The sequence below is a fragment of the Pantoea sp. AN62 genome (assembly GCF_050432985.1).
In the GTDB taxonomy this organism is placed as follows: Bacteria; Pseudomonadota; Gammaproteobacteria; order Enterobacterales; family Enterobacteriaceae; genus Pantoea; species Pantoea brenneri.
The window spans coordinates 81,955-105,148 of sequence record NZ_JBNPYB010000002.1; the positions used below are offsets into that span (position 1 = coordinate 81,955).

Below are 23,194 nucleotides of genomic sequence, written 5' to 3' on the forward strand. Positions count from 1 at the left end.
CGGCGTTGAGGCATACCCTTAATGATTTCCGGCTGCATCTGGCATTATTTCAGCAAAGCAGCGGTCAGGCGGCGGCGCCCTTAGGCTGCGCTGAAACATGACCGGCCCACAGGCTGGCGATCCATTTCACCCCTTTTGAGGTAAAACGTGCCTGGGAGAAGGCGTGCTGGTTTTCACCCACACCGGAATGCAGCGTGAAATAACCGGCCTGCAGGTGGTAATGCTGTGGTGTCAGCGTCCCTTTTGCACGATACATAATGTTGCGTTCCAGCAGGAACTGACGGAATTCAGGCTCTTTGACCTTCAGCATTTTGCACAGCTGGCGAAAACCCAGCGAATCTTCAACCTCAATAAAGCTGTCAAAGAAAGCCGCTTTTGGGGCAGAAAGCGCCAGCTGCTGCTCAGCGGCCTGGCGCTGTTCAAACTGCTCAGCCCAGGCGCGTGCAGCTTCCGCCGGATTGGTGAAATCGGGCAGATGAGTGGTTCTTTCGCGATCCTGCCAGCGATCCAGCACTTCAGCGGTAAAGCCCGGTGACAGGCGCGCCACGGCCAGCAGCGAATCACGTTTATTCAGGCGGTACTCCTGGCGCACTTCCCCTTCCCGCTCATAATCATTGACGATTATCGGTTGCGACAGGCGCTGGGCGGTCTCCAGACTTTTAATTAACCGCTTAACTTCTCCATGCGTGATGCCGGTCATCTGAGCCAGTTCACGGCTGCTCATTGTGACCGATTGTTCCAGTGATTTGAGGCTTTCAGTCGAAATCATCATGGGTTAACCCCTCACTAACTCTACCAATACCCAGCGGGCAGTAGATTTATTATACAAACACCTGTTCAAATATCCAGTATTTTATTTGAACAATTGCCTAACCGGAACCCGTTACGCAAAACGGCGGTTGCAGAGGAATTTTTACCGGGGAGATAGCGGTTTCGCTGGGGTGTGGTTTAACGATGCAGCCATACGGATGAAGCGGATAGCAGTGAGGATGCTGTCGCTGTCTGGCGATGAGGACACTGTGGCTGTTTATGCAACGCGATGTTGCCAGCATCGCCCCGCGCGTTTCAGCTTTAAACACAGCATGATCGATAAAGACGGACACAGATTCTTTACATTACAGTATAGTAGTGGCGGTCGAATCCACCTTTCGCCGCGGCTGAACGCCCTGCTTACTGACTTATTCAGGACAATGAGACCTATCCTGAATAGCGTTTCAGGGCGCGCCAATCTACTGACTGCCGGATCGCCGCCGATCGATTGACTCGCGCGGCCATCCGGGCAAAACATATTGATTCGGGGCACAGGCGCTTTATCTCAGCCGTCAGCCTGCCGATGTCACTTTAACTGGAGTAAGTCATGCAGCCGTTGAAAGTCGCCTTTATCAAAGCAAACTGGCATAGCGAAATCGTTTCTCAGGCCCTGAGCGGATTCGAACAGGAACTGGAAAGTCGCGGTACGCCATATGAGATCAAAACATGGGATGTTCCGGGCGCTTTTGAAATGCCGCTGCTGGCGCAACGTCTGGCTCAGACCGGCAAGTTTGACGCCGTGGTCTGTGCCGCACTGGTTGTCGATGGCGGAATCTATCGCCATGATTTTGTCGCGCAGGCGGTTGTCAGCGGTCTGATGCAGGCCCAGCTGACCACCAACGTGCCGATCTTCTCGGTGTCGTTAACGCCGCATAACTTCCAGCCAGCACCGGAGTTTATTGACTTCTACACTGAACATTTCGTGAAGAAAGGCAAAGAAGCGGCGCGTGCTGTCAGCCAGATCCATGCGATCGCACTCTGATTTTCTAAATACTGCGGCTGAGGGTGATGCCACTCTCAGTCAGCCTGCCGGTTAGAATCAACCGAGAGTCGCTGTGCTTTAATAGGTGCAGCCGCGTCGGCTCTGGCTGCCGGAGCCTGAGTAAGGAGAATATGATGGAGAAGCCTCGCCCGCCCTTGCCACCGTTTACCCTCGCCGAACAGGCTAGCGAAAAGGTCCGTCTGGCAGAGGATGCCTGGAATAGTCGGGATGCTGATCGGGTTTCGCTGGCTTATACCATCGACAGTCAGTGGCGCAATCGAGACACCTTTATTACCGGTCGCGCGGAGATTATCGCCTTTCTGCAGCAGAAATGGCTGCGGGAGCAGCAATACCGGTTGATTAAAGAGCTGTGGAGTTTTCACCACAACCGCATTGCGGTGCGGTTCGCCTATGAATGGCATGATGCCAGTCAGCAGTGGTATCGATCTTACGGCAATGAAAACTGGGCTTTCGACGACAACGGCTTAATGATGCAGCGTCACGCCAGTATTAATGACCTGCCAATCACTGAAAGCCAGCGACTGTTTCACTGGCCGCAGGGCCGCCGTCCTGATGACCATCCTTCACTCAGCGAGCTTGGCCTGTAGTTTCGGGACTACCCCGACTGAATGCACCCAGCGAGGCTTACCGCTGGGTGATTACTGTCATCACTGGTGCGCTTAACCCTGTTCGTCAGGATTTTCGACAAATGACGCTTTATTACGGGTGACCGTATAAGCCACTTTTTTGACGTCATCAGGTGACGTTGTCACTTCAATTGGGGCAATGGTGACCCGACCGAGACCGAACAGCGTTGGGACGTAGCCACCAACCTGATGTTTGCCTGCCGGAACGTGCAACAGCATGCTTTCGCCATTGGGTAACGGGCCGGCATCTTTACCGTCCACCGTCAGAAAAACGTTGGACCCATCGTCTGCACGGGTTTTGATGTGTGAAACATCGATCTGCGTCGGGCCAGCAGCAAATTCACTGGGAGCATCGTTAGCGGCGTGGCGGGCACAACCGGTGAGTACAACGGCAGCCGTCACGGCGGCGAGTGTAAAACGATAAGGCATTTGGCAGTCTTTCTCCTGGTCATTTGAGCCGCCTATTTTAGCGGTTTGCCTGCCGGAAGTAACGGGTTGGCGGGTCGGTATGCTCTTAAAAACCGGCTGAATAGCGGCTTATTCATGCTCTTTTAGCGTAAATAAATTTTACTGAATAAATACACAGCTTTTCATTCGCCTGATACCTGATCATATAACCACCTGATCAGCCAGTAATTAACCGATTTTACTCCACGGATAAGCGCAGCGTCACGGCAGCTATGCTGCTGTTTGAACGCAGATCGCCCCCTATCAATTTGTCGTTATGAGGTTCATAGTGGCTGTTCATCCCCGGTTAATCCCGGCGGCCTTCCCCTCATCAGAGGGCACGATATGTATTCTCATACTACTGAAACAGTCTGCGCAATGACGGGCACCCATCCGGCGAATCTGAAAAGCTGGATGAAACAGGGCCTGCTATCACCGCAGATACGTCAGGATCAATGGAGCGACGCGCAGTTAAGCGAAGTCCGCAGTCTGGTTGCCTTAACCGCAACCGGCGCGACGCTACAGGAAATTAAACAGGGACAGGCGAGCGCATCAGCCATCTCCACCGCGGGCTGGACAGCACGCAAAGGCGATATGCTGTGGCAACTCGAATTTGGTACCCCGTTGTCGTTGTCGCGCCAGATGCACAAAATGTCCAGCGACTACAGCGGTGATGATTTTATCTTTAATCTGTTACGCCCGCTCAGCGACTGGCTGCGTGCCGATCGCCGTCAGGGTGCGGTACGTCGGCTGGGACGTTTCCAGCAGTCGGTGCAACAGCAGGCTGACAAGGTGATGCGCGCGTCATCACGCAGTGAAAGCACCATCCCGCTATTTCTCGAAGCGGTCAGCGTGCGCGATGAAACCGAAATCTGGCTGGAAGCGATTCGGCTGTCGGCGATGGGCTTCAACGTTGATGTTGCTTCGCACACCAGCGGTGAGCCAGCGGTGAAAACCGATTTACATCAGCATCATGTGATGTGGTGTGGCGCGGGCATCAGCCAGACAATGCAGGACCATTTTGAACAGCAGCGCCAGGCAGGTGAGCCGGTGATGCTTAGCGGTCCCGATCGTAATCTGCACTATGTTGCGACTCTCCGGAACAAAACCTCCTCGGCTGCCTGACTGCAGGCAGCATTTTCTCCGAATCCCTCCCTGTTTTCCGCCCCAGGCACATATTTTTTTCGGTTAAGAATCTCTTAAGATGGCTGCGTATACTGATGACACCACACAGACTCATTGACGAGACGATAATGAAAAAAACCTTGCTTATCCTTAGCTTATTTATGCTGCCTGCCACCTTTAGCGTTGCTCAGGCGTCCGATGACCTGACCGGTTGTGCCGCGAAAAAGCAGGAGATTGAAACCCAGCTCTCCTATGCTCGCCAGCATAATAATACCCATCAGATTGCCGGTCTTGAAAAAGCACTGAGCGAAGTAAAGGCCCACTGTACCGACAGCGGTCTGTTGCAGCAGCGGCAGGAGAAAGTCGCTGAGAAAAAGCAAAAGGTGCAGGAGCGGCAACAGGAACTGGCAAAAGCACAGGCTGAAGGACGTAGCGCCAGTAAAATTGAAAAACGTCAGCAGAAACTGGCTGAAGCCCGTCAGGAACTGCAGGAAGCGGAACAGGCGCTGCAGCAATAATCTCACGTGGACCAGCCGCACCGGCTGGTCCACCCCTTTCCCCTTTTACTTCACGTTACTTTTCCGCTGAACGGCTGCCAACGCTAATTGCCTGATTAGCCTGCGCTATCCCGCCGCAACCCATTACTTAATCTCATCCTTTGGTTACTTATTCTCATGCACTTAATTGGTGCAGTAAAGTCAATATGGCTGCGATCAATTATTTAACTTTTTGAACGCCTTCAAAGATCTGAAAAATGGCGATATTTCCCTTTCTATGCAGCCACTATGCGCTCTATGCGCATGATTATTCGCCTATGATGGTGAGCGAATGCGGATAATTATTCACTGCGGATGCGCCAAAAAGGCGCAATCAGCGCTGCTGCGGTGCTGACATCACCATCTTATTTGTTTCAGGAGTGTTAGATTATAGCGGCGCAGTGATTTGCGCTCTGTCTCCACGGCTCCACACAATAAATAACTTCATTAAGAAAGGTTTTTTATGGATAAGTTATCTTATGCGTCTGAAAGCAGTACATCTGCCTGGTCCACCTACTTACAACAAATCGACCGGGTTGCGCCCTATTTAGGCGATCTTTCACGTTGGATAGATACACTGCGTCATCCAAAACGTGCGTTGATTGTCGATATTCCTCTGCAAATGGACGATGGCTCAATCCGCCATTTCGAAGGCTATCGCGTACAGCACAACCTTTCACGCGGTCCGGGCAAAGGCGGCATTCGCTACCATCCGGATGTTGATCTCAATGAGGTGATGGCGCTTTCCGCCTGGATGACCATCAAGTGTGCCGCAGTCAACCTGCCGTATGGTGGTGCTAAGGGCGGCATCCGCGTTGATCCTTTCAAACTGTCCGACGGTGAACTTGAGCGACTGACCCGCCGTTATACCAGCGAGATCGGCATCATCATCGGACCGCAAAAAGATATTCCTGCGCCAGACGTCGGCACTAACAGCAAAGTGATGGCGTGGATGATGGATACCTACTCTATGAACCACGGCACTACGATTACCGGCGTTGTCACCGGTAAGCCGATTCACCTCGGTGGTTCGCTGGGTCGTGAAAAAGCCACTGGTCGCGGGGTGTTTATCACCGGCCGTGAAGTGGCGCGTCGTGCCGGTATTGATATTGAAGGCGCCCGCGTTGCGGTGCAGGGCTTTGGTAACGTCGGCAGCGAAGCCGCCCGCCTGTTTAATGAGGCTGGCGCACGAGTGGTGGTGATTCAGGACCATACCGCGACACTGTTCAATGCCGACGGCATCGACATGGCTGCGCTGACTGAATGGCAGATCGCCCATAAGCAGATTGCCGGCTATCCGGGCGCACAGACCATCGATAAAGAGGCGTTCTGGACCACGGAAATGGACATCCTGATCCCGGCGGCGCTGGAAGGTCAGATTACCCGCGAACGAGCCGAAATCCTGAGCTGCAAAATCGTGCTGGAAGGCGCTAACGGTCCGACCTATCCCGATGCTGACGATATGCTGGCGACGCGCGGCATTATCGTGGTGCCGGATGTGGTCTGTAACGCCGGCGGCGTAACCGTCAGCTACTTCGAGTGGGTGCAGGACATGGCGAGCTTCTTCTGGAGCGAAGATGAGATCAACCGTCGTTCAGACAAGATCATGACCGATGCGATGGTCCACGTCTGGGAGAAAGCCAAAGAGAAAGATTGTTCACTGCGCACCGCAGCGTACATCGTGGCGTGTGAGCGCATTCTGATGGCGCGTAAAGATCGCGGTATCTATCCTGGCTAATCTGGCTGGCGCTGCCGTTACCGGCAGCGCCCGTTTTCACGCCTGCTTCATCAGCACCTGAAACTGAGGATTAAACTCGTCAAAGATCGGTAATGCGGCAGCGCCAAGCGCAGCGGTATCACTCCCGGTCATTCCTGTCTTCAGACGCATCGCATTGAGATAGCGCCCACGCACCGACTGATAAAGCGGCGGTAAACGGTGCACGATCTGTTCCAGTAACGGCGCTGGCATCATCCCGCCAATAATCACCGCTTCAGCATCAAACACCGATTCCAGAATATTGATCGCCTGGCGCAACGGGATCAACACGCTGTCAATCCACGCCGCAAACCGTGCGGGTTCAATCTGCAACAGATCTTCCGGCAGCGCGCGCATCGGGTCGAGTCCGCAAAATTCGTAGGCGGCCTGGAGCGAGACGTAGCGTTCAAGGCAGCCCTGGTTACCGCAGTAACAGTCGCGTCCGCCTGGTTCAACCACTATGTGCCCTATCTCGCCGGCATTGTGGGCGTGGCCGGTATAGATGTGGCCATCGGTAAAGATCCCCGCGCCGAGACCGGTGCCAATGTAGAGATAGATAAATGAGTTGAGCTGGCGAGCAACGCCGTGAAAGCGTTCGCCGATGGCGGCTACCGTGGCATCGTTCTCCAGCGTGACCGGCAATCCGCTGAGGGCTCTGAGTTCGGCTTCGATATCAACCTGCTCCCAGCCGTTCAGGGTGGTGGGACCCACCGAGGAAATGCCCTCTACGCCAAACGGCCCCGGCATCACCACCCCAATGCCGAGAACTTTACTCCACTGCGCACCAAGAAAGGTACGCATCTCATCCAGCACACCAGCAATGCGCGCCAGAGTGGCAGCGGGCTGGGGCTTTTGCACCATAACGAGGCGGCGCAGGTGCACTTCGCCGCTGAGATCGACCAGCACCAGCAGCAGCGTCTGATGATCGAGATGAATGCCAATCGACCAGGCGCTGGTGGGATTCAGCGTTACCGGAATCGACGGCTGACCGCGTCCGCTACGGCGCGGCTGGCGACTGGTCAGCAGTTCCGCCTGCTCCAGTTCCGCCACAATGTTAGAGACCGTCTGCGGCGTCAGCGCCGTCATGCGGGCCAGTTCTGCGCGCGTCAGTTCGCCATGCAGACGAATGGCTTCAATCACCACGCGTCGATTGTGCGCCCGCGCATGTTCAAGGTTAGTGCCCGAGGTTGTCATGTTGTTTTCCATTACAGCGGGACCGACAGTATTAGTCCCTGTGGCGGCGCGGGCAAATAATATCTTTGATCCTGCACACAAATCCGGGCGAACAGGATAGGCAGTTTTAGCGTAAAAGCGCAGTCTGAGTTTCAGCGTTGTTACGGCATTGTTTCATCCGCTGCGATTTTTGTGGCACGCCGTTTGCTTATTACTTTCCAGGCCAGTGCAATAACTGCCCCAGATTACGCCCCTGATTAAATCAATCAAATTGATTTAATTAATCGACATCCTGTTGCTGCATAGTGGAGAAGATCATGTCACAGCGTTTTACCCCTCAACTCAAAGCGGGCGTTGCCGCCCTGCTGATGCTCAGCGCCGGCAGTGCGGTAGCGGCCAGCCAGATCAATGCCCTGTTTATGACTCAGGCGGCCTACAGCGAAAATGATATTCGCGCCATGACGCAGAATTTTCAAAAGCAGCATCCGGATGTCAGCGTCAATCTGGAGTTTGTGCCGTATGAAGCGCTGCACGACAAGATTGTTGCGGCGCGCGGTGCCGGTGGCAATGGTTACGATGTGGTGCTGTTCGATGCCATCTGGCCGGCTGAGTTTACCCGTTTCGATCTGCTGCAGGATGTGAGCGCCCGCATCACGCCGGAAGAGAAAGATAAAGTTTTCCCGGGCGCGATGAACACGGTGATCTATAAGGGCAAAACCCTGGGAATGCCGTGGATTCTGGATACTAAATATCTCTACTACAACAAGGCGATGCTGAGCAAAGCGGGCATCACCACCCCGCCACAGACCTGGCAGCAGGTGCTGGACGACGCAAAAATCATCAAGCAGAAAAAAATCGTTAACTATCCGCTGGTCTGGAGCTGGTCGCAGGCCGAAGCGCTGGTGTGTGACTACACCACACTGGTGTCGGGCTTTGGCGGCCAGTTCTATCAAAACGGTAAGCTCAACTTCTCCAGTCCGGCCTCGCTTAAAGCGTTAAACCTGATGAAAAGTTCACTCGACGACGGACTGAGTAATCCGGCTTCACGCGAGTATCTGGAAGAAGATGTGCGTAAATCCTTCTCCAACGGTGATGCAGCGTTCGCGCTCAACTGGACCTATATGTACAACATGGCCAACGACCCTAAGCAGAGTAAGGTGGCGGGCGACGTTGGCATCATGCCAGCGCCAGGTGATGCGCCGGGCCAGGCGGGCGGCGTAAACGGCTCAATGGGTCTGGGTATCGCCAAAGGCAGCACCCATCCGGAGCAGGCATGGCAGTACATTCAGTATATGACCTCACAGCCGGTACAGAATCAGTACGCCCGCCTCAGCCTGCCAATCTGGAAATCGTCTTATCAGGACCCGGCGGTGAAAAAAGATCAGGAGAGCCTGATCGCTGCGGCTGATAAGTCACTAAACGTGATGCTGTCACGTCCGGAAACGGCCGACTATTCGCGTCTCTCGAACCAGCTTCAGCAGCAGTTGCAGCAGGTGTTACTGGGTAAAACCACGGCCCAGGATGCGATGGCGGCGGTGGATAAAAGCGCTGCGCGTCTGCGTTAAGGAGTCATGATGCTGAGTTTGCGTCAACGCGAACAGCGTCAGGCATGGGTGCTGCTGGCACCCATGCTGCTGGTGATGCTGCTGCTTACCGCCTGGCCTTTGTTGCGCACCATCTGGCTGAGTTTTACTGATGCTGCGCTGATTGGCAGCGGGGAAACGCCAGGCTGGATCGGACTGGAAAACTACGTTTACGCGCTGAGCGATCCCGACTTTCGGGCATCGATTGGCCGTACGCTTTATTTCACCCTCGTCTCGGTGACCTTTGAAGGCGTGATTGGCGTGCTGGTGGCGTTGCTGCTTAACCAGAAGTTTGCCGGACGCAATATCCTGCGGGTGCTGGTGATTCTGCCGTGGGCGCTGCCAACCATCGTCAACGCGATGATGTGGCGGCTTAACTTCAACCCGGACTATGGCAGCATCAACGCCCTGCTCAGCCAGCTGGGTATTATCGACGGTTACCGCAGCTGGCTGGGCTCACCGGATGCCGCGCTCAATGCGGTAATGTTCGCGGATATCTGGAAGAACTATCCGCTGGTGACGCTGCTGGTGCTGGCTGCGCTGCAATCGATTCCGGAGGATCTGTTTGAAGCTGCCAGACTGGATGGGGCTTCCGCCTGGCGCCGCTTCCGGGCGATCACCTTCCCGGCGATCGTCGCCCCGCTTGGGGTGGCGCTGGTCCTGCGCACCATTGATGCCTTTAAGATCTTCGACATTATCTACGTAATGACGCGCGGCGGGCCGGTAGACAGCACCAAGACCCTGAGCTTCTTCGTTTATCAGGAATCCTTTAGTTATCTGCGAGCCGGCAGCGGTGCGGCCTATGCGATGCTGATGACCCTGATGTGCGCCCTGCTGATCACCCTCTATCTGTTGATGTTATGGCGTCAGCGCCGTCGGAGTTCTGCTTATGAAAACTAAACTGCGGCGGGTGTTGCGCTATGGCGCGGCGCTGCTGGTGGCGATCACTATTCTGGCCCCGATGGGCTGGCTGTTCCTGATGAGCGTCAGTTCTGCCAGCGATCTGTCGCGCGTCCCGCTCGAGTGGCTGCCCCGGCAGTGGGATTTTAGCCGCTATCACGGATTGGTGTCGCTGGCACCGAATCAGCCGGGCAACATCTTTCTGCATGCGCTGGGCAACAGCCTGCTGGTCGCCAGCGTAGCAACCGCCATCTCCCTGCTACTGGCTATTCCGGCGGCCTTCAGCTTCTCCCGTTACGCCGGTCGCGACGGCTGGCTGTTTGGCGCGCTGGCCATCTACATGGTGCCGCCGGTGGCTTTCGTGCTGCCGCTCTACTTCCTGCTCCAGCAACTGGATCTGCTGAATACCCGGCCTGGCCTGGTGATGGTCTACTGCTCGCTGATCCTGCCGTTTCTCACCTGGATGCTGAAGAACCAGTTCGATTCGCTGCCACGTGATATCGAGCAGGCCGCCCGCCTCGATGGTCTGCGCTTCTGGCAGGTGCTGCTGCGCATTACCCTGCCGCTGGCGAAGCCGGTTCTGGGCGCGGCCGCGCTGTTTGGCTGGCTGCTGGCGTGGGATGAGTTTTTCTATGCGCTGCTGTTTACCAGCAATATTTCGGCCCAGACGCTACCGGTTGCCATTGCCGGCTTTACGGCCGGACGGGCCACCGATGACGGGCTGATCGCCGCTATCGGCATTCTGGCCTCGGTGCCGCCACTGTTTATTGCCATCTGGCTGCAGAAGACGCTGGTTAGCGGTCTGGCCAGTGGGGGAAGTAAGGGATAACGATGCTAAACACGACTTCATCCACGCTTTACGTGGTGGGCAATATCAATGTGGATTTGATTATGGGCACGCTGAGCGACTGGCCACAGCGTGGTACCGAAGTGATGCTGCAACACAGCGAACTGCGTCCGGGCGGCTCAGCCGGTAACTGTGCGCTGGCGCTGGAGGCGATGCAGGTGCCGCACCGCGCTATCGCCAATCAGGGCGATGACGGATTCAGCCACTGGCTCGCCAGTCATTTCCCGCACAGTGCGGCGCACTGGCCACGCTATCGCTGTGAAACCTCGCTGACGGTGGGCGTCACCCATCCTGACAACGAACGTTCGTTTATCAGCAACTTTGGCCATATCACGCAAATGACCGCTGCGGATGTGCTGAACCAGCTGCCCGCGCAGGCCGTACCGGGCGATATCGTTCTGCTGTGCGGCACCTTTCTCTGCCTGGAACTCTATCAGGCGTATCCGGCGCTGCTGGCGGCGCTACAGCAACGGGGTTTTGCTGTGGCGGTCGATACCGGCTGGCCCCCCACCGGCTGGCATGATGAGCTTCGCCAGCAGGTTCATCGCTGGTTAGCCGATTGCGACTGGCTGCTGCTGAACGAAGTTGAAACGCTCGGCTTAGCCAACGGCGCATCCGTGGAGCAAAGCGCGGTTCAGCTGGCGGCCCGGCTCAGTGGTCGCGGTGGCTGTGTGGTGAAAAGCGGTGCGGACGGCGCGCGGTTGTGGTCTGCCACCGGGACGCTGCACGTGGCGGCGCAACCGGTGACGGTGGTTGATACCATCGGCGCCGGAGACAGTTTCAACGCCGGTTTTCTTGCCGCGCTGCTTTACCGCCAGCCAACGCAGACCGCGCTGCGCTGGGGCATAGATGTCGCCTCTCTGGCGATCAGCAGTTCACCGCGCCGTTATCCCGACTGGCAACAACTCCAACTTTCACATGAGGTGCGCTAATTATGGCCAGTGTTGAACTTGTACAGGTGGCTAAGCGCTACGGTAAGCAGAGCGTGCTGCACCCGCTGGATCTCACCATCCCCGACGGCAGTTTTACCGTGCTGGTTGGTCCCTCCGGCTGCGGTAAATCAACCTTATTGCGTTTGCTGGCGGGGCTGGATAGCGTCTCTGACGGGGCGATCATGCTCGATAAAAAACGCATCAACGACCTCGATCCCGCTGACCGCGATATCGCCATGGTATTCCAGAGCTATGCGCTCTATCCGCACCTGACGGTAGCAGAGAATCTGGCCTTCCATATGCAGGTTAAAAAGGTGGCGCGCGAGGAGCAGAAAAGCAAGATCGCCCGCATTGCCGGCATCCTCGGCATCGGACAGCTGTTGCAACGTTATCCACGGGCGCTATCGGGCGGCCAGCGGCAGCGTGTGGCGATGGGACGCGCGATGGTGCGTAATCCGCAGGTGTTTCTGTTCGATGAACCGCTGTCTAACCTTGATGCGCAGTTACGCATGGAGCTGCGTGCCGAGATCAAATCGCTGCACCAGCGTTTTAAAACCACCATGGTGTATGTTACGCACGATCAGGTCGAGGCGATGACGCTGGCGGATCAGATTGTAGTGATGAAGGATGGCGTTATCGTGCAACAGGGCGCACCGCTGGCGATCTACGATCGTCCGGTGAATACCTTTGTGGCACGCTTTATCGGTTCGCCGCCGATGAATCTGCTGGATGCGCAGTTTCAGCCGCGTGATGGCGTGCCGGGCGTGCTGTGTGGTCAACAGTGGCTGCCGTTACCACCCCGCTGGCACCGTGCGGCGGGTGAGCAGCCGGACCAGCCGGTGACGCTCGGCGTGCGGCCTCACGATTTAATCAGCGATGCGGGTGGTCAGCCAGCCGATGTCAGTATCGTTGAGATTACCGGCGAGTCGACGCTGCTGCATCTGAACTGGCAGGGTTTCGCCCTGCATATGCAACAGAGCGGGCGCAGCGAGGCGACGCCGGGCGGGACATTGCCGGTCACCGTCAATCCGGACAAGATGCATCTGTTCGATGCGCACAGCGGTGAGCGCCTGACCGAACAGTAATCAATAAAAAACCCGCCAACGGCGGGTTTTCTTTATCATCAGCGGATTACGTTAAGCCAGATGGAACTGCTCGACCGTTTGCGCCAGCTGTTGCGCCTGGTCTTCCAGTGAGCTGGCCGCGGCCGACATCTGCTGCACCAGCGCGGCGTTCTGCTGGGTGGTGCCATCCATTTCGTTAACGGCAATCGTCACCTGGGTAATGCCGCGCGCCTGCTCATCCGAGGCGGAAACGATCTCCCCGATAATGCCCTGCACCGAATTAACCGCCTGCGTCATCTCCTGCATGGTCTTACCGGCATCGTTCACCAGCCTGACGCCGCTTTCAACCCGTACGCTTGACTCCTCGATCAGTGCCGCGATCTCCTTGACCGCACTGGCGCTGCGCTGCGCCAGATTACGCACTTCAGATGCCACCACCGCAAAGCCACGGCCCTGCTCGCCAGCGCGTGCCGCTTCCACCGCAGCGTTGAGCGCCAGAATATTGGTCTGGAAGGCGATGCTGTTGATCATGGTGGTGATGTCGCCGATCTTCTTCGAACTGTCATCGATCTGCGCCATGGTCTGGACCACCTGGCCCACCAGCGTGGCGCCACGGCTGGCGATGTGGGTGGCATTTTCCGTCAGGCTGGTTGCCTGCTGCGCATTATCCGCATTCAGGCGGATGGTGGCGCTGATCTGCTCCATACTGGCGGCGGTCTGCTCCAGCGCGGCCGCCTGCTGCTCGGTACGGGATGCCAGGTTGAGGTTGCCGCTGGCAATTTCTCCCGCGCCCTGACGCACCGATTCGCTGGCATCTTTAATCTGGCCGACGATTTGTCGCAGCTGACTTTGCATGGTTTCCAGCGCGAAGAACAGGCTGCTGCGGTCGCCGGCTTTGATAACGATGGCATTGTCGAGTTTGCCATCCGCTACCGCCAGCGCGATTTTAGCCGCCTCAATCGGTTCGCCACCAATCGGACGTAATACTTTACGGCTGAACAGCAGGCCCAGCACCGTTCCGACCAGCAGAATGCTGACGATCATCAGGCCAATCGCCCAGCTCAGCTGACGGTTAGCGGCGGCCATCACCTGACTCACCGGCGCCACCACCCCGAGGTACCAGGGTTTATCGCTGTCGCCAATAATCACCGGTTGCCAGGTCATCAACGCCTCTTCTCCCAGCACTGAATCAAAATGCTGCACCACGCCCGAAGTGAAATGATCGGTTTCCCCTTTCCACGGCTTACCGGCCTCATCTTTGACCGGCGATGACACCACCTTTCCACCATTGGAGAGCAGCAGCGCATAGCCGCTTCCCTGCCAGGGTTTGATTTGATTCACCTTCTGCTGTAATGACGCGAGTGAAATATCGGAGGTGACAATCGCCTTCAGCGTGCCCTGTTCGATTATTGCCGCCGCGACCGAGGTCAGTAAGGTCGGCACGCCGTTATAGGCATAGCTGTAAGGCTCGATCAGGGTATCTTTCTTCGATTGCTGCGGGATTTGATAGTAATCACCCTGACCTGGCGTCAGGATTGAGAGCAGAGGATGCATGGCGAATTGACCCGCCTGATCGCGGTCAACAAACCAGGCGTAACGCCCCTGTGGAGCCTGGCCCGGCTGGTTCACGAATTCGGCATCGCGACCATCGAAGGCGTTCGGTTCAAAGATCACAGACATCGACAGATAGTCGGGATTGGCCCGCAGTGAATATTCCATGATCTTATCGACCACTTTGCGGTCGGTAATACCGGCATGGGGTAAAGCGATCAGGCTTTGTCCCAGATGGCTGGCCACGTCACGCGCATGACTCAGCTCCTGTTGCACCTGTAAGCCGCGGCTTTGGGCAATCTGCTGCAGATACTTCTCTGCCAGCGCCTTCTGCTCTTTGCCTGACTGCCAGCTAAGGACACCGATCGTCACGGTAAATCCCAGCATAATGGTCAAGCCGCCGGTAATGAGCATCTGCGCTCGGGTACTCATTTTCTTTTTATCTTTTAACTGACTGGCCATGTTGATTCCCCTGGAATTTACCTTTTCGCGACCTCCCTGTGGTTCTGGTGCTCCTGACATCATCTATCGGCGCCGTTTTTTTGAACTTTAATTACGCAACCGGCTGGAGTGTGCGGGTCAGACCGGATGATAAAAGCGGGAAGTTGATCGCAAAGGGGTTATGGCGACAGCAATGAATCTGTTTAATTTGATCTAAAACAATACCGGCAGCCGTCACTAATGTCAGTTTATGTAAACAGACGTTGTTGTTCCCTCATCACGGTGGAGAAAAATCAATGACCGGTAAAATTGGCTTAGCAGGCGGTATGATCATCTGGTTAGCGTATGTCGCCTGGATTGTTCACTACTACTCAGACACCTTTTTGCAATTCTCCCGCTAAACAGACAGGACCTTCGGGTCCTGTTTTCTTTTGTGTCTCGTGGCTGACAAAGTGGTCTGTGAGCCAAATCTTCGTTACAATCGACTCATTATGTGAGCCGAATAAGCAGACTTATTCGGCTCATTACCCTGATGATGAGCCGGATATGACGACTGACTGGATATGGCAACAGGCCGACTGGCCGCAATTTCACTGGCAGCAGGCCGCACTGTTACCCCGTTTGCGCCATCTGCAGCAGCAGCGCGGTTTACTGCTGGGCCGTGCCAGCCTGCACCCCGGCGATCAGGCGCAAACGCTTGACACTCTGCTCAGCAATATCCTCTCCTCCTCGGCGATTGAAGAAGAACGGGTAAACGTACAATCGGTGCGTTCATCTCTGGCGCGCCGCTTAGGCGTGACCGAACAACAGCCTTATCCGGTTTCGGATCGATCGGAGGGACTGGCGGCGATGATGCTGGATGCCATTAACAACCGCAGCCAGCCGCTCACGCTGGCGCGTCTTTACCAATGGCATTGCTGGTTATTTCCGGCCGATGAATGGTCAGTGCAGCGTCTGAGTGTTGGCACCCTGCGCGGCAGCGAGCCGATGCAGGTCATATCCGGACGCATCGATCGTCCGACGGTGCATTTTGAAGCACCGCCGCGCAGCGGACTGGAACCGCAGCTGACAGCGTTTATTGCGTGGTTCAACCGCAGCGAACAGGATGTGATGCTGGACCCGTTGCTGCGCGCCGCAATCTGCCATCTCTGGTTTGTTACCCTGCACCCTTTTGATGACGGTAATGGCCGTATCACCCGCGCTTTAACCGATCTGGCACTGGCGCAGGCTGACAGTCAGAGCATCCGTTTGTACGCGATGTCACCTGCCATTCTGGCCCACCGCGCGGATTACTACCGCATCCTGGAACAGACGCAGAAAGGCGGGCTGGATATTACCGACTGGCTGGTGTGGTTTCTCGATATTCTGGATGAGAGTCTGCAGCAGGCGATTAACACCGTTGCCCGCACCCAGGCAAAAGCACGCTTCTGGCTCCGGCATCAGGGACTGGCCCTGAGCAAAGAGCAGGTAAAAGTACTGAACCGGTTGTTAGACGGCGGCGAACAGGGTTTTGAACAGGGGATCAGCGCCAGTCAGTATCAGAAGGTGGCGAAAGTGAGTAAGGCGACGGCGACACGTCATTTAGCCGATCTGCTGGAGAAAGGCTGTCTTTACCGGCTGGAAGGCGGCGGACGCAGTACGCGCTATCAGGTCAGAGCCGCAGAAGAAGAACGCTGAGGATCAGCGGACATCCTGGCAAACGAACATCACGTCAGCAGATCGTCAACCAACGCCCGGATAAACAGCCGGAGAAAATGGGATGAAATGCCTGGTGTTGCGCATGAGTAGCGCGGCGGCGAGATGCATCGCGGCGAAAAGGTCTTCGCCGCGATGGCGCATTGCTGCAATTACTGTTTCAGCGACGCCCCGTTGGTGCTAATCACCTCTTTGTACCAGTAAAAACTCTTCTTGCGGCTGCGCGCCAGCGAGCCGTTCCCGCTGTCATCCCGATCGACATAAATGAAGCCGTAGCGCTTAGAGAGTTCAGCTTTCGACGCGCTGACCAAATCGATCGGTCCCCAGCTGGTATAGCCCAGCACCTCAACGCCGTCGTCGATCGCCTCGCGGACCTGCACCAGATGGTCGTTAAGATAGCTGATGCGATAGTCATCCTGCACCATGCCTGCTGCATCTGGCTCATCCTTTGCGCCAAGGCCGTTTTCAACGATAAACAGCGGTTTTTGATAGCGGTCCCACAGCACGTTTAACAGCGTACGCAGCCCGACCGGGTCAATCTGCCAGCCCCATTCCGAACTGGCAAGATGCGGGTTCGGCACCATGCTCAGGATGTTACTTCGTGCGCGCTGGCTATGTGCTTCGTCGGCGGTTACGCAGCCGGTCATGTAATAGCTGAACGAGATAAAATCGACGGTCGATTTCAGCGCCTGGCGATCGGCATCGGTGATATCCAGTCGGATGCCATTATCGCGGAAGAAACGCAGCATATAGCCCGGATAACTGCCGCGGCACTGTACGTCGCCAAAGAACTGCCAGCTGCGGTTTTCCTGCAGCGTTTTGAACACATCATCGGGCTTGCAGGTCAGCGGATACATCAGCCCGCCGAGCAGCATGTTGCCGATTTGAGCGTCAGGAATGATCTCATGACAGGCGTTGACCGCCAGCGCGCTGGCCACCAGCTGGTGGTGAATGGCCTGGTAGACTTCGCTTTTGCTGCTGCCGTCCGGCAGTCCGACGCCGGTCATTGGCGCGTGCAGCGACATATTAATTTCGTTGAAGGTCAGCCAGCGCTTCACTTTATGCTGATAGCGCGCAAAAACGGTGCGGGCATAACGTTCAAAGAAATCAATCACCTGACGGTTGCCCCAGCCGCCGTACTGTTTTACCAGTGACCACGGCATTTCATAGTGTGACAACGTCACCAATGGCGTGATGCGGTGCGCCGCCAGTTCATCAAATAGCCGGTCGTAAAAGGCCAGCCCGGCCTCATTCGGCTGCGGATCGTCACCGTTCGGGAAGATGCGCGTCCATGCGATAGAGACGCGCAGACAGCTGAAGCCCATTTCGGCGAACAGTTTGATATCTTCCGGGTAGCGATGGTAGAAATCGATGGCGATATCCTTAATGCTACTGCTGCCGGGCGCACGCTCGACGATAGGACCAAATATGCCCTGCGGCTGGACGTCAGAGGTGGATAGCCCTTTACCCTCTTCGCGATAAGCGCCTTCGACCTGGTTTGCGGCCAGTGCGCCGCCCCATAAAAATGTACTCGGGAAACTCTTCATCACGTGCTCCTTTTAGTCGTGCCTTACGCTGAGCAATGGCGCACCGGCAACCACGGTGCTGGCCGCAACGGTCACCACCTGCTGATACGCATCGCTGTTACTGATAATGATCGGGGTCGCCAGATCGTATCCGGCGTCAATAATGGCCTGACGGTCAAAGGTCAGCAGCAGGTCACCCGGCTGCACTTTGTCGCCGACGTTTACATGGGCGGTGAAGGGTTTGCCGTCGAGTTTGACGGTATCGATCCCGACGTGAATCAATACCTCGATTCCGCTGTCGCTCAGCAAGCCAATCGCGTGTCGGGTCTGGAACAAGGAGGCAACCATGCCGGAAAACGGCGCAATAACCTGATTTCCTGAGGGAATAATGGCGGTACCCTGACCGAGCAGGCCGCTGGCAAAAGTGGCATCAGGCAATTGGTCGAGTGCCAGTACGCTACCGGTCATCGGTGAGAGCACCTCATTGGCACTGAGGGTAGCGGGCAACGCGGCCTCTGACAGACGGCGCGCACCCGGCATTCCCGCCAGCAGCGTCATTGTGAAACTCAGCACCAGCGCCACCAGCGTGCCGATAATGCCGCCCCATAGCGTACTGTCGACGCCACCCGGCGGGATCATCTGGGCAATAGTAAAGATATTGGCAAAGCCGAAGGAATAAACGTGGGTATCACTGAACCCGACAATGGCACCGCCGATCGCTCCGGCGACGCAGCCAAAGTAGAACGGGCGACGTAGTGGCAGGTTAACGCCATAGACAGCCGGCTCGGTGATGCCGAAAATCCCGGCGGTGACCGAAGAGCCCGCCAGCACTTTCTGGCGCGCGTCACGGGTACGAAGCAAGACACCGAGCGTGGCACCTACCTGTCCCATTACCGCAGGCAACAGGATCGGTGCCATGGTGTCGTGACCCAGCACCGCCAGGTTGTTGATCATCAAGGGCACCAGTCCCCAGTGCAAACCGAAAATTACGCAGACCTGCCATAGTGCGCCCATCGCCGCGCCTGCCAGCCACGGAGCCTGCTGGTAAATCCACTGATAGCCATTCGCCAGCAACTGGCTCATCCCGGTTGCCAGCGGTCCAATCAGCAGGAAGGTCAGAGGAACGGTGATCGCTATGCAGATCAGCGGGGCAAAAAAGTTTTTCACGGAGGAAGGCAGAAAGCGGCTGCTCTGTTTTTCCAGCCAGCAGCTCAGCCAGGCGGCAAGAATAATCGGGATCACAGAGGAGCTGTAGTTAATCCAGGTTATCGGAATGCCAAAAAAAGCCTCGGTCACCGCCCCCGCCTGCTGGCTGGCCTCAAAAGCCGCAATCATAGTCGGATGGGTGAGTGCTCCACCAATGCTCATGGTGATAAACGGGTTGCCGCCAAATTTTTTCCCGGCGGTATAGCCCAGCACCAGCGGGAAGAAAAAGAACAGCGCATCACTGGCGGCGAACAGGATCTTATAGGTGCCGCTGTCGGGGGACAGCCAGTTGCAGACCACCGCCAGCGCCAGAAAGCCCTTGAGAATACCGGAGGCGGCCAGGATACCGATAAACGGAGTAAAAATGCCTGATACGATATCAATCAGGCGGTTGAACAGGTTGATCTTGTCGCCCTTCCCGTCATTGATGCTGGGTGCGTCTTCCGCCAGTCCGGCCGCTTTGCTGACGGCCTGCCAGACATCGTGGACGTGATTGCCAATCACCACCTGAAACTGACCGCCGCTTTCGACCACCATGATCACGCCTGGATTCTCCTTCAGGCTGCGGGCATCGGCTTTGCCGTGATCCTTCAGCTTGAAGCGAAGCCGTGTGGCGCAATGTACCAGACTGACGATATTCTCTTTGCCACCGACGTGGCCGAGAATATCTTTCGCCAACGCGTGATATTCCATCTCGATTTCCTTATAGCCGTGGCCCGCGGGCGCCGGATGACTGAGTAAAAAATAAAAAAAAACCCGAGAGCAGCCTGTGTGTTCAGGCCGCGCTCAGGTTTTGCCTGCGTTATGCAGTAACAATCCTGTTGAAGTAAAAATCCAGTTGCAGAAAAATCCAGTAATAGCGTCTAGCGTGCTTCTTTTCTCACCCGTTCGATATGAATGGTGAGGAACATAATTTCTTCCGCAGTCAGCTCGCGCTGATAGCTTTTTTGCAGGTGCTGCGCCAGCTTTTCGGCACATTTCCAGGCGTTGGCGTAGTTATCTTTTACTGCCCGATGGAGGGAGAGATCGTCATCCGGCACCACGGTACGCGTCAGCATTCGCTGGGCAAAAAACTTCAGATGAGTCACAAAGCGCTGGTAGCTCAGCGACTCTTCATCATATTCAATCTGTAACTGATACTTCACCAGCTGCAGGATTTCCTGCAGCACCCGGGTTACGTGCATAACCTCCGGCATTTCGCTGTTGAGCTGCGCCGTTACCAGATGCAGGGCGATGAAGCCCGCTTCATCCTCCGGCAGCTGGACGTTCAGGCGCTGAGCGATAATGGCCCGCGCTTCCTGCCCCAGTTCAAATTCTTTCGGGTAGAGCCGTTTAATCTCCCACAGCAGCACATTTTTAATGGTCAGGCCTTTATGTTGCCGTTCAATCGCAAAATGGCAGTGGTCGGTGAGGGTGATATACAGGCTCTCCTGCAAGGTCCCCAGCCGCTGGGCGGCAAGCTGGATGATGCGATCGCAGGTGGTCATCACCTCCAGCGGAATTTGGCTTAACAGATCCCCCAGCCGATGCATCAGTTCGTCGCTTTGCAGCGCGAAAATCTTCTCAATGCGCGCCTTATCAAGCGTGTCGCCGACGCGTCTCTGGAAGGCCAGACCGCGCCCCATAACGACCTGTTCGCCGCCGTGTTTATCCTGAACAACCACCACATTATTATTAAGAATTTTGGCGATTTTCATTGGAACCCCAGAAACAAAAAAACCTGACCTCCGGCAGAAGCCGGAAAATCAGGTTTTGCCTGCCGAAGCAGTAACAATCCAGTGGCGGTACTGTATCAGTTTCAATCGCAGCCTCAATAGCTTACGAAAAGAAACGTGATACAGATCGTTCTTACTGGTGTGATTTGCAGCAAGGCGAGATCAAAAATATAACCCGCTACAGGTAAACCGCGAGACGCCTTAAGGGCCGTCATTACGGCGAACGCGACATAAACGCGCAGATCTTTCAGCGGAAAGGATTTTCAAAGCAGAGTGGTTTGACGAGACGGCCTTTCAGGCAAGGCGTTTTAACAAGGAGGTGCGCAAAGCGGCATAAGGTGAAGATCGGTGCCAGACACAGTCAAAACAATAACGCCGGAAGGATCGCTTCCGGCGTTAACGGGGTCAGGCTGCTTTTACCGCGCGGACTTTTTTACTGCCAGTCTCTTCAGCCTTGTCATCGGCGCTGTCTGATGCCGTCTCAGGCTGACGGGCATCAGCAGCAACCGGCTCAGGCAGTTTGCTGGTGCGCAGAATATGTTGCACGGCATCTTTCTGCTCGGCAATCAGCAGGCCCAGGGTTTCCGCCTGCGTCTCATCCAGCGCGGGTTGATGCTGTAACAGCCAGTCGGTGAAGGCTTCGGCCATATCGAGCATTTTGTCGTAGGCATCGGCCTCTTTTTTATTGGCAAACGTCATCTTCTCTTCACCCTTTCTGACTACTACAAATTTTGTTTCGACAGCCATGTTTTTGCCCCTCAGATACTGTGTATACATACAGTATATCACGACGATGATGCTTTTCCAGCAGAGAATAGAGTTTATCGGTTATCCCCGGCATAACCTTAACCGGGCACAAACTTTAACCACTCTGTCGGGGAAGGCGCGTTGCTGGCTAGACCAGCAGCGCCTCAAGAAAATCGGCCAGCGCTTTACGCGGGTCATCCTCTTCCGAGACGATCATCTCAATCCCCCACTGTCCAAGTACCTCTTTTGCCACTGGATTATTGCGGTTGGTAAACAGATACGATTTCGGACGCGCCGTCGCCAGCCCGGTGCGGCCCCACATTTTAGTCAGGCGGTAAAACAGCAGCCGGATATTAAAATCGCTGATGCTGTAGCCGACAAACAGCACCGAATTGCCCATCACGTCGTGGGTCAGTTTTATGTCGAGCGGCGAATCGAAATAGAGCCGTTCAAAGTAGCTGCTTTCATCCAGCACGATAGAGGTGTCATCATCGAAATCGCCGTGCAGCTTGATAATGTGGCGTTTATCTTCGGTCAGCGACACCAGATCGGCGGCGTTAGCCACTTTGTAATACGGGACGCCATGCGCATCGTGTGCCGCTTCCAGCCAGCGATCGTAATTGGTGGTATAGATGCGGGAAAAGTTGCCCTGGGTGATCATGGTGTGGATTTCTGAGGTCCGGACATCAATATCCGGGCGGTGCCATTCGCGATCCATCCAGCTGCGCAGCGGGCCGAGCGATCCTTTCTTCTGTTTGTAATATTCCGCCAGCGACAGATGGGTGCCATAGGTGTTAAAGATTTTTGGATCGTAACCCAGCTCATTGGCGAGATGGGCAATCAGCTCATGCCACTCCGGCAAACCAAGATTGCGTGAGATACCCGCGCCGGCAAACAGAATCAGCTTACCGGAATCATAAGCACGTTTAAGTTCAGGTTTCATGCGACTCCCCGAGCCGTTTTCAAAAAAGTGGCGAAGCGATCGAGCGCGATGCGCCGCATCGAAATCTCATTCTTGAGTTCACCCATTTCGGCAAATGTCTGATCGTAACCTTCCGGGATAAAGACACAATCCCACTGAAAGCCGCGTGTGCCGGCCGGTTCGGCGGCGATGGTACCGCGCAGTTCGCCGGAAAACTGATACATTTTGCGACCATCGCAGTAACCCAGCACGGTCTTAGCCGTCACGGCCTGGCTATCGAGCCCCTGCACCAGGGCGGTAAAACGCTCCGCATCCAGCCGGTTCCAGAAGATGCGGGTCAACCCGGCTGGCAGGCCATTCAGGCCATCCAGATAGAGTCCGGTATGCTCAACGAACAGCGGTCGTCCAATCAGTGAAAAGGCCTTGGTCAGCTTATCGCGCACCAGATCGAGTTCGTTTTCAGTCTGAATTTCTTCGATACGACGGGAGATGGGCAATACTTCGACCCCGATAGGTTCGAGGATTTTGCGCACCTCCGCCAGCTTTTGCTCATTGGCAGAAAGGAATCTGATTTTCATGGGGCTTCCAG

The 23,194-nt window shown here is 55.8% G+C and carries 21 protein-coding genes; 11 read left to right on the forward strand and 10 right to left on the reverse strand.

Annotated elements, in window-relative coordinates; all coding sequences use genetic code 11:
• Positions 1 to 64: 64 nt before the first annotated feature.
• Positions 65 to 772, reverse strand: coding sequence for a phage antirepressor KilAC domain-containing protein (locus FHW04_RS03375; RefSeq protein WP_089561792.1), 708 nt, complete (start codon positions 770 to 772; stop codon positions 65 to 67).
• 585 nt (positions 773 to 1,357) lie between these two features.
• On the opposite strand from FHW04_RS03375, the gene FHW04_RS03380 reads away from it, so the two are divergent.
• Both FHW04_RS03380 and FHW04_RS03385 read left to right on the forward strand, forming a co-directional pair.
• Positions 1,358 to 1,792, forward strand: coding sequence for a 6,7-dimethyl-8-ribityllumazine synthase (locus FHW04_RS03380; RefSeq protein ID WP_089561793.1), 435 nt, complete (start codon positions 1,358 to 1,360; stop codon positions 1,790 to 1,792).
• Positions 1,793 to 1,926: 134 nt separating this feature from the next.
• On the forward strand, positions 1,927 to 2,400 hold the full coding sequence (locus FHW04_RS03385) for a DUF1348 family protein (protein WP_031374460.1): 474 nt from the start codon (positions 1,927 to 1,929) through the stop codon (positions 2,398 to 2,400).
• A 72-nt stretch (positions 2,401 to 2,472) separates the two neighbouring features.
• On the opposite strand, the gene FHW04_RS03390 is transcribed toward FHW04_RS03385, so the two are convergent.
• Complete coding sequence (locus FHW04_RS03390; RefSeq protein ID WP_031374461.1) at positions 2,473 to 2,868, reverse strand: hypothetical protein; 396 nt, start codon at positions 2,866 to 2,868, stop codon at positions 2,473 to 2,475.
• A gap of 363 nt (positions 2,869 to 3,231) precedes the next feature.
• Here FHW04_RS03390 and FHW04_RS03395 point away from each other — a divergent pair, with 363 nt between their 5' ends.
• From FHW04_RS03395 to FHW04_RS03405, 3 genes are all read left to right on the forward strand, one after another.
• Entirely contained in the window at positions 3,232 to 4,011 is a 780-nt protein-coding gene (locus FHW04_RS03395) for a MerR family transcriptional regulator (RefSeq protein ID WP_089561794.1), read from the forward strand.
• A gap of 128 nt (positions 4,012 to 4,139) precedes the next feature.
• Positions 4,140 to 4,529, forward strand: coding sequence for a DUF1090 domain-containing protein (locus FHW04_RS03400; protein ID WP_069729324.1), 390 nt, complete (start codon positions 4,140 to 4,142; stop codon positions 4,527 to 4,529).
• 481 nt (positions 4,530 to 5,010) lie between these two features.
• On the forward strand, positions 5,011 to 6,285 hold the full coding sequence (locus FHW04_RS03405; RefSeq protein WP_089561795.1) for a Glu/Leu/Phe/Val family dehydrogenase: 1,275 nt from the start codon (positions 5,011 to 5,013) through the stop codon (positions 6,283 to 6,285).
• 36 nt (positions 6,286 to 6,321) lie between these two features.
• On the opposite strand, the gene FHW04_RS03410 is transcribed toward FHW04_RS03405, so the two are convergent.
• Positions 6,322 to 7,497 (reverse strand): ROK family transcriptional regulator, encoded by a 1,176-nt coding sequence (locus FHW04_RS03410; RefSeq protein WP_069729341.1) that lies wholly within the window; start codon positions 7,495 to 7,497, stop codon positions 6,322 to 6,324.
• A gap of 296 nt (positions 7,498 to 7,793) precedes the next feature.
• On the opposite strand from FHW04_RS03410, the gene FHW04_RS03415 reads away from it, so the two are divergent.
• The 5 genes from FHW04_RS03415 to FHW04_RS03435 are packed head-to-tail and all read left to right on the forward strand — an operon-like array spanning position 7,794 to position 12,823.
• Positions 7,794 to 9,041: an extracellular solute-binding protein gene (locus FHW04_RS03415; RefSeq protein ID WP_031374466.1), complete on the forward strand. Its 1,248-nt coding sequence runs from the start codon at positions 7,794 to 7,796 to the stop codon at positions 9,039 to 9,041.
• Between the two features lie 9 nt (positions 9,042 to 9,050).
• The gene (locus FHW04_RS03420; protein ID WP_069729322.1) at positions 9,051 to 9,959 is read left to right on the forward strand and encodes a carbohydrate ABC transporter permease; all 909 of its coding nucleotides are present in this window, start codon (positions 9,051 to 9,053) and stop codon (positions 9,957 to 9,959) included.
• A complete protein-coding gene (locus tag FHW04_RS03425; RefSeq protein ID WP_046289319.1) occupies positions 9,949 to 10,788 on the forward strand; it encodes a carbohydrate ABC transporter permease in 840 nt (279 codons plus the stop codon). Before FHW04_RS03420 ends, FHW04_RS03425 begins: the two co-directional genes overlap by 11 nt.
• 2 nt (positions 10,789 to 10,790) lie before the next feature.
• Positions 10,791 to 11,738 (forward strand): carbohydrate kinase family protein, encoded by a 948-nt coding sequence (locus tag FHW04_RS03430; RefSeq protein WP_089561796.1) that lies wholly within the window; start codon positions 10,791 to 10,793, stop codon positions 11,736 to 11,738.
• A gap of 2 nt (positions 11,739 to 11,740) precedes the next feature.
• Entirely contained in the window at positions 11,741 to 12,823 is a 1,083-nt protein-coding gene (locus FHW04_RS03435) for an ABC transporter ATP-binding protein (protein WP_069729320.1), read from the forward strand.
• A 51-nt stretch (positions 12,824 to 12,874) separates the two neighbouring features.
• Here the strand turns inward: FHW04_RS03435 and FHW04_RS03440 are convergent, their stop codons facing one another.
• Positions 12,875 to 14,815 (reverse strand): methyl-accepting chemotaxis protein, encoded by a 1,941-nt coding sequence (locus FHW04_RS03440; protein WP_031377686.1) that lies wholly within the window; start codon positions 14,813 to 14,815, stop codon positions 12,875 to 12,877.
• 525 nt (positions 14,816 to 15,340) lie between these two features.
• Here FHW04_RS03440 and FHW04_RS03445 point away from each other — a divergent pair.
• Positions 15,341 to 16,471 (forward strand): Fic family protein, encoded by a 1,131-nt coding sequence (locus FHW04_RS03445; RefSeq protein WP_069729319.1) that lies wholly within the window; start codon positions 15,341 to 15,343, stop codon positions 16,469 to 16,471.
• Positions 16,472 to 16,641: 170 nt separating this feature from the next.
• Here FHW04_RS03445 and FHW04_RS03450 read toward each other — a convergent pair whose 3' ends face one another.
• The 6 genes from FHW04_RS03450 to FHW04_RS03475 all read right to left on the reverse strand — a co-directional run bounded on the left by FHW04_RS03450 (position 16,642) and on the right by FHW04_RS03475 (position 23,183).
• The gene (locus FHW04_RS03450; RefSeq protein ID WP_089561797.1) at positions 16,642 to 18,036 is read right to left on the reverse strand and encodes a glycoside hydrolase family 1 protein; all 1,395 of its coding nucleotides are present in this window, start codon (positions 18,034 to 18,036) and stop codon (positions 16,642 to 16,644) included.
• Between the two features lie 12 nt (positions 18,037 to 18,048).
• Positions 18,049 to 19,914: a PTS beta-glucoside transporter subunit IIABC gene (bglF, locus tag FHW04_RS03455; protein ID WP_089561798.1), complete on the reverse strand. Its 1,866-nt coding sequence runs from the start codon at positions 19,912 to 19,914 to the stop codon at positions 18,049 to 18,051.
• Between the two features lie 170 nt (positions 19,915 to 20,084).
• Complete coding sequence (gene licT / locus FHW04_RS03460; protein ID WP_031377690.1) at positions 20,085 to 20,918, reverse strand: BglG family transcription antiterminator LicT; 834 nt, start codon at positions 20,916 to 20,918, stop codon at positions 20,085 to 20,087.
• Between the two features lie 423 nt (positions 20,919 to 21,341).
• Positions 21,342 to 21,683 (reverse strand): YebG family protein, encoded by a 342-nt coding sequence (locus FHW04_RS03465; RefSeq protein WP_031377691.1) that lies wholly within the window; start codon positions 21,681 to 21,683, stop codon positions 21,342 to 21,344.
• A 148-nt stretch (positions 21,684 to 21,831) separates the two neighbouring features.
• On the reverse strand, positions 21,832 to 22,626 hold the full coding sequence (locus tag FHW04_RS03470) for an SIR2 family protein (RefSeq protein ID WP_031377692.1): 795 nt from the start codon (positions 22,624 to 22,626) through the stop codon (positions 21,832 to 21,834).
• Positions 22,623 to 23,183, reverse strand: a complete 561-nt coding sequence (locus FHW04_RS03475; RefSeq protein ID WP_031377693.1) for a non-canonical purine NTP pyrophosphatase — start codon at positions 23,181 to 23,183, stop codon at positions 22,623 to 22,625. The genes FHW04_RS03470 and FHW04_RS03475 overlap by 4 nt, the downstream gene beginning before the upstream one ends.
• Positions 23,184 to 23,194: the final 11 nt, after the last annotated feature.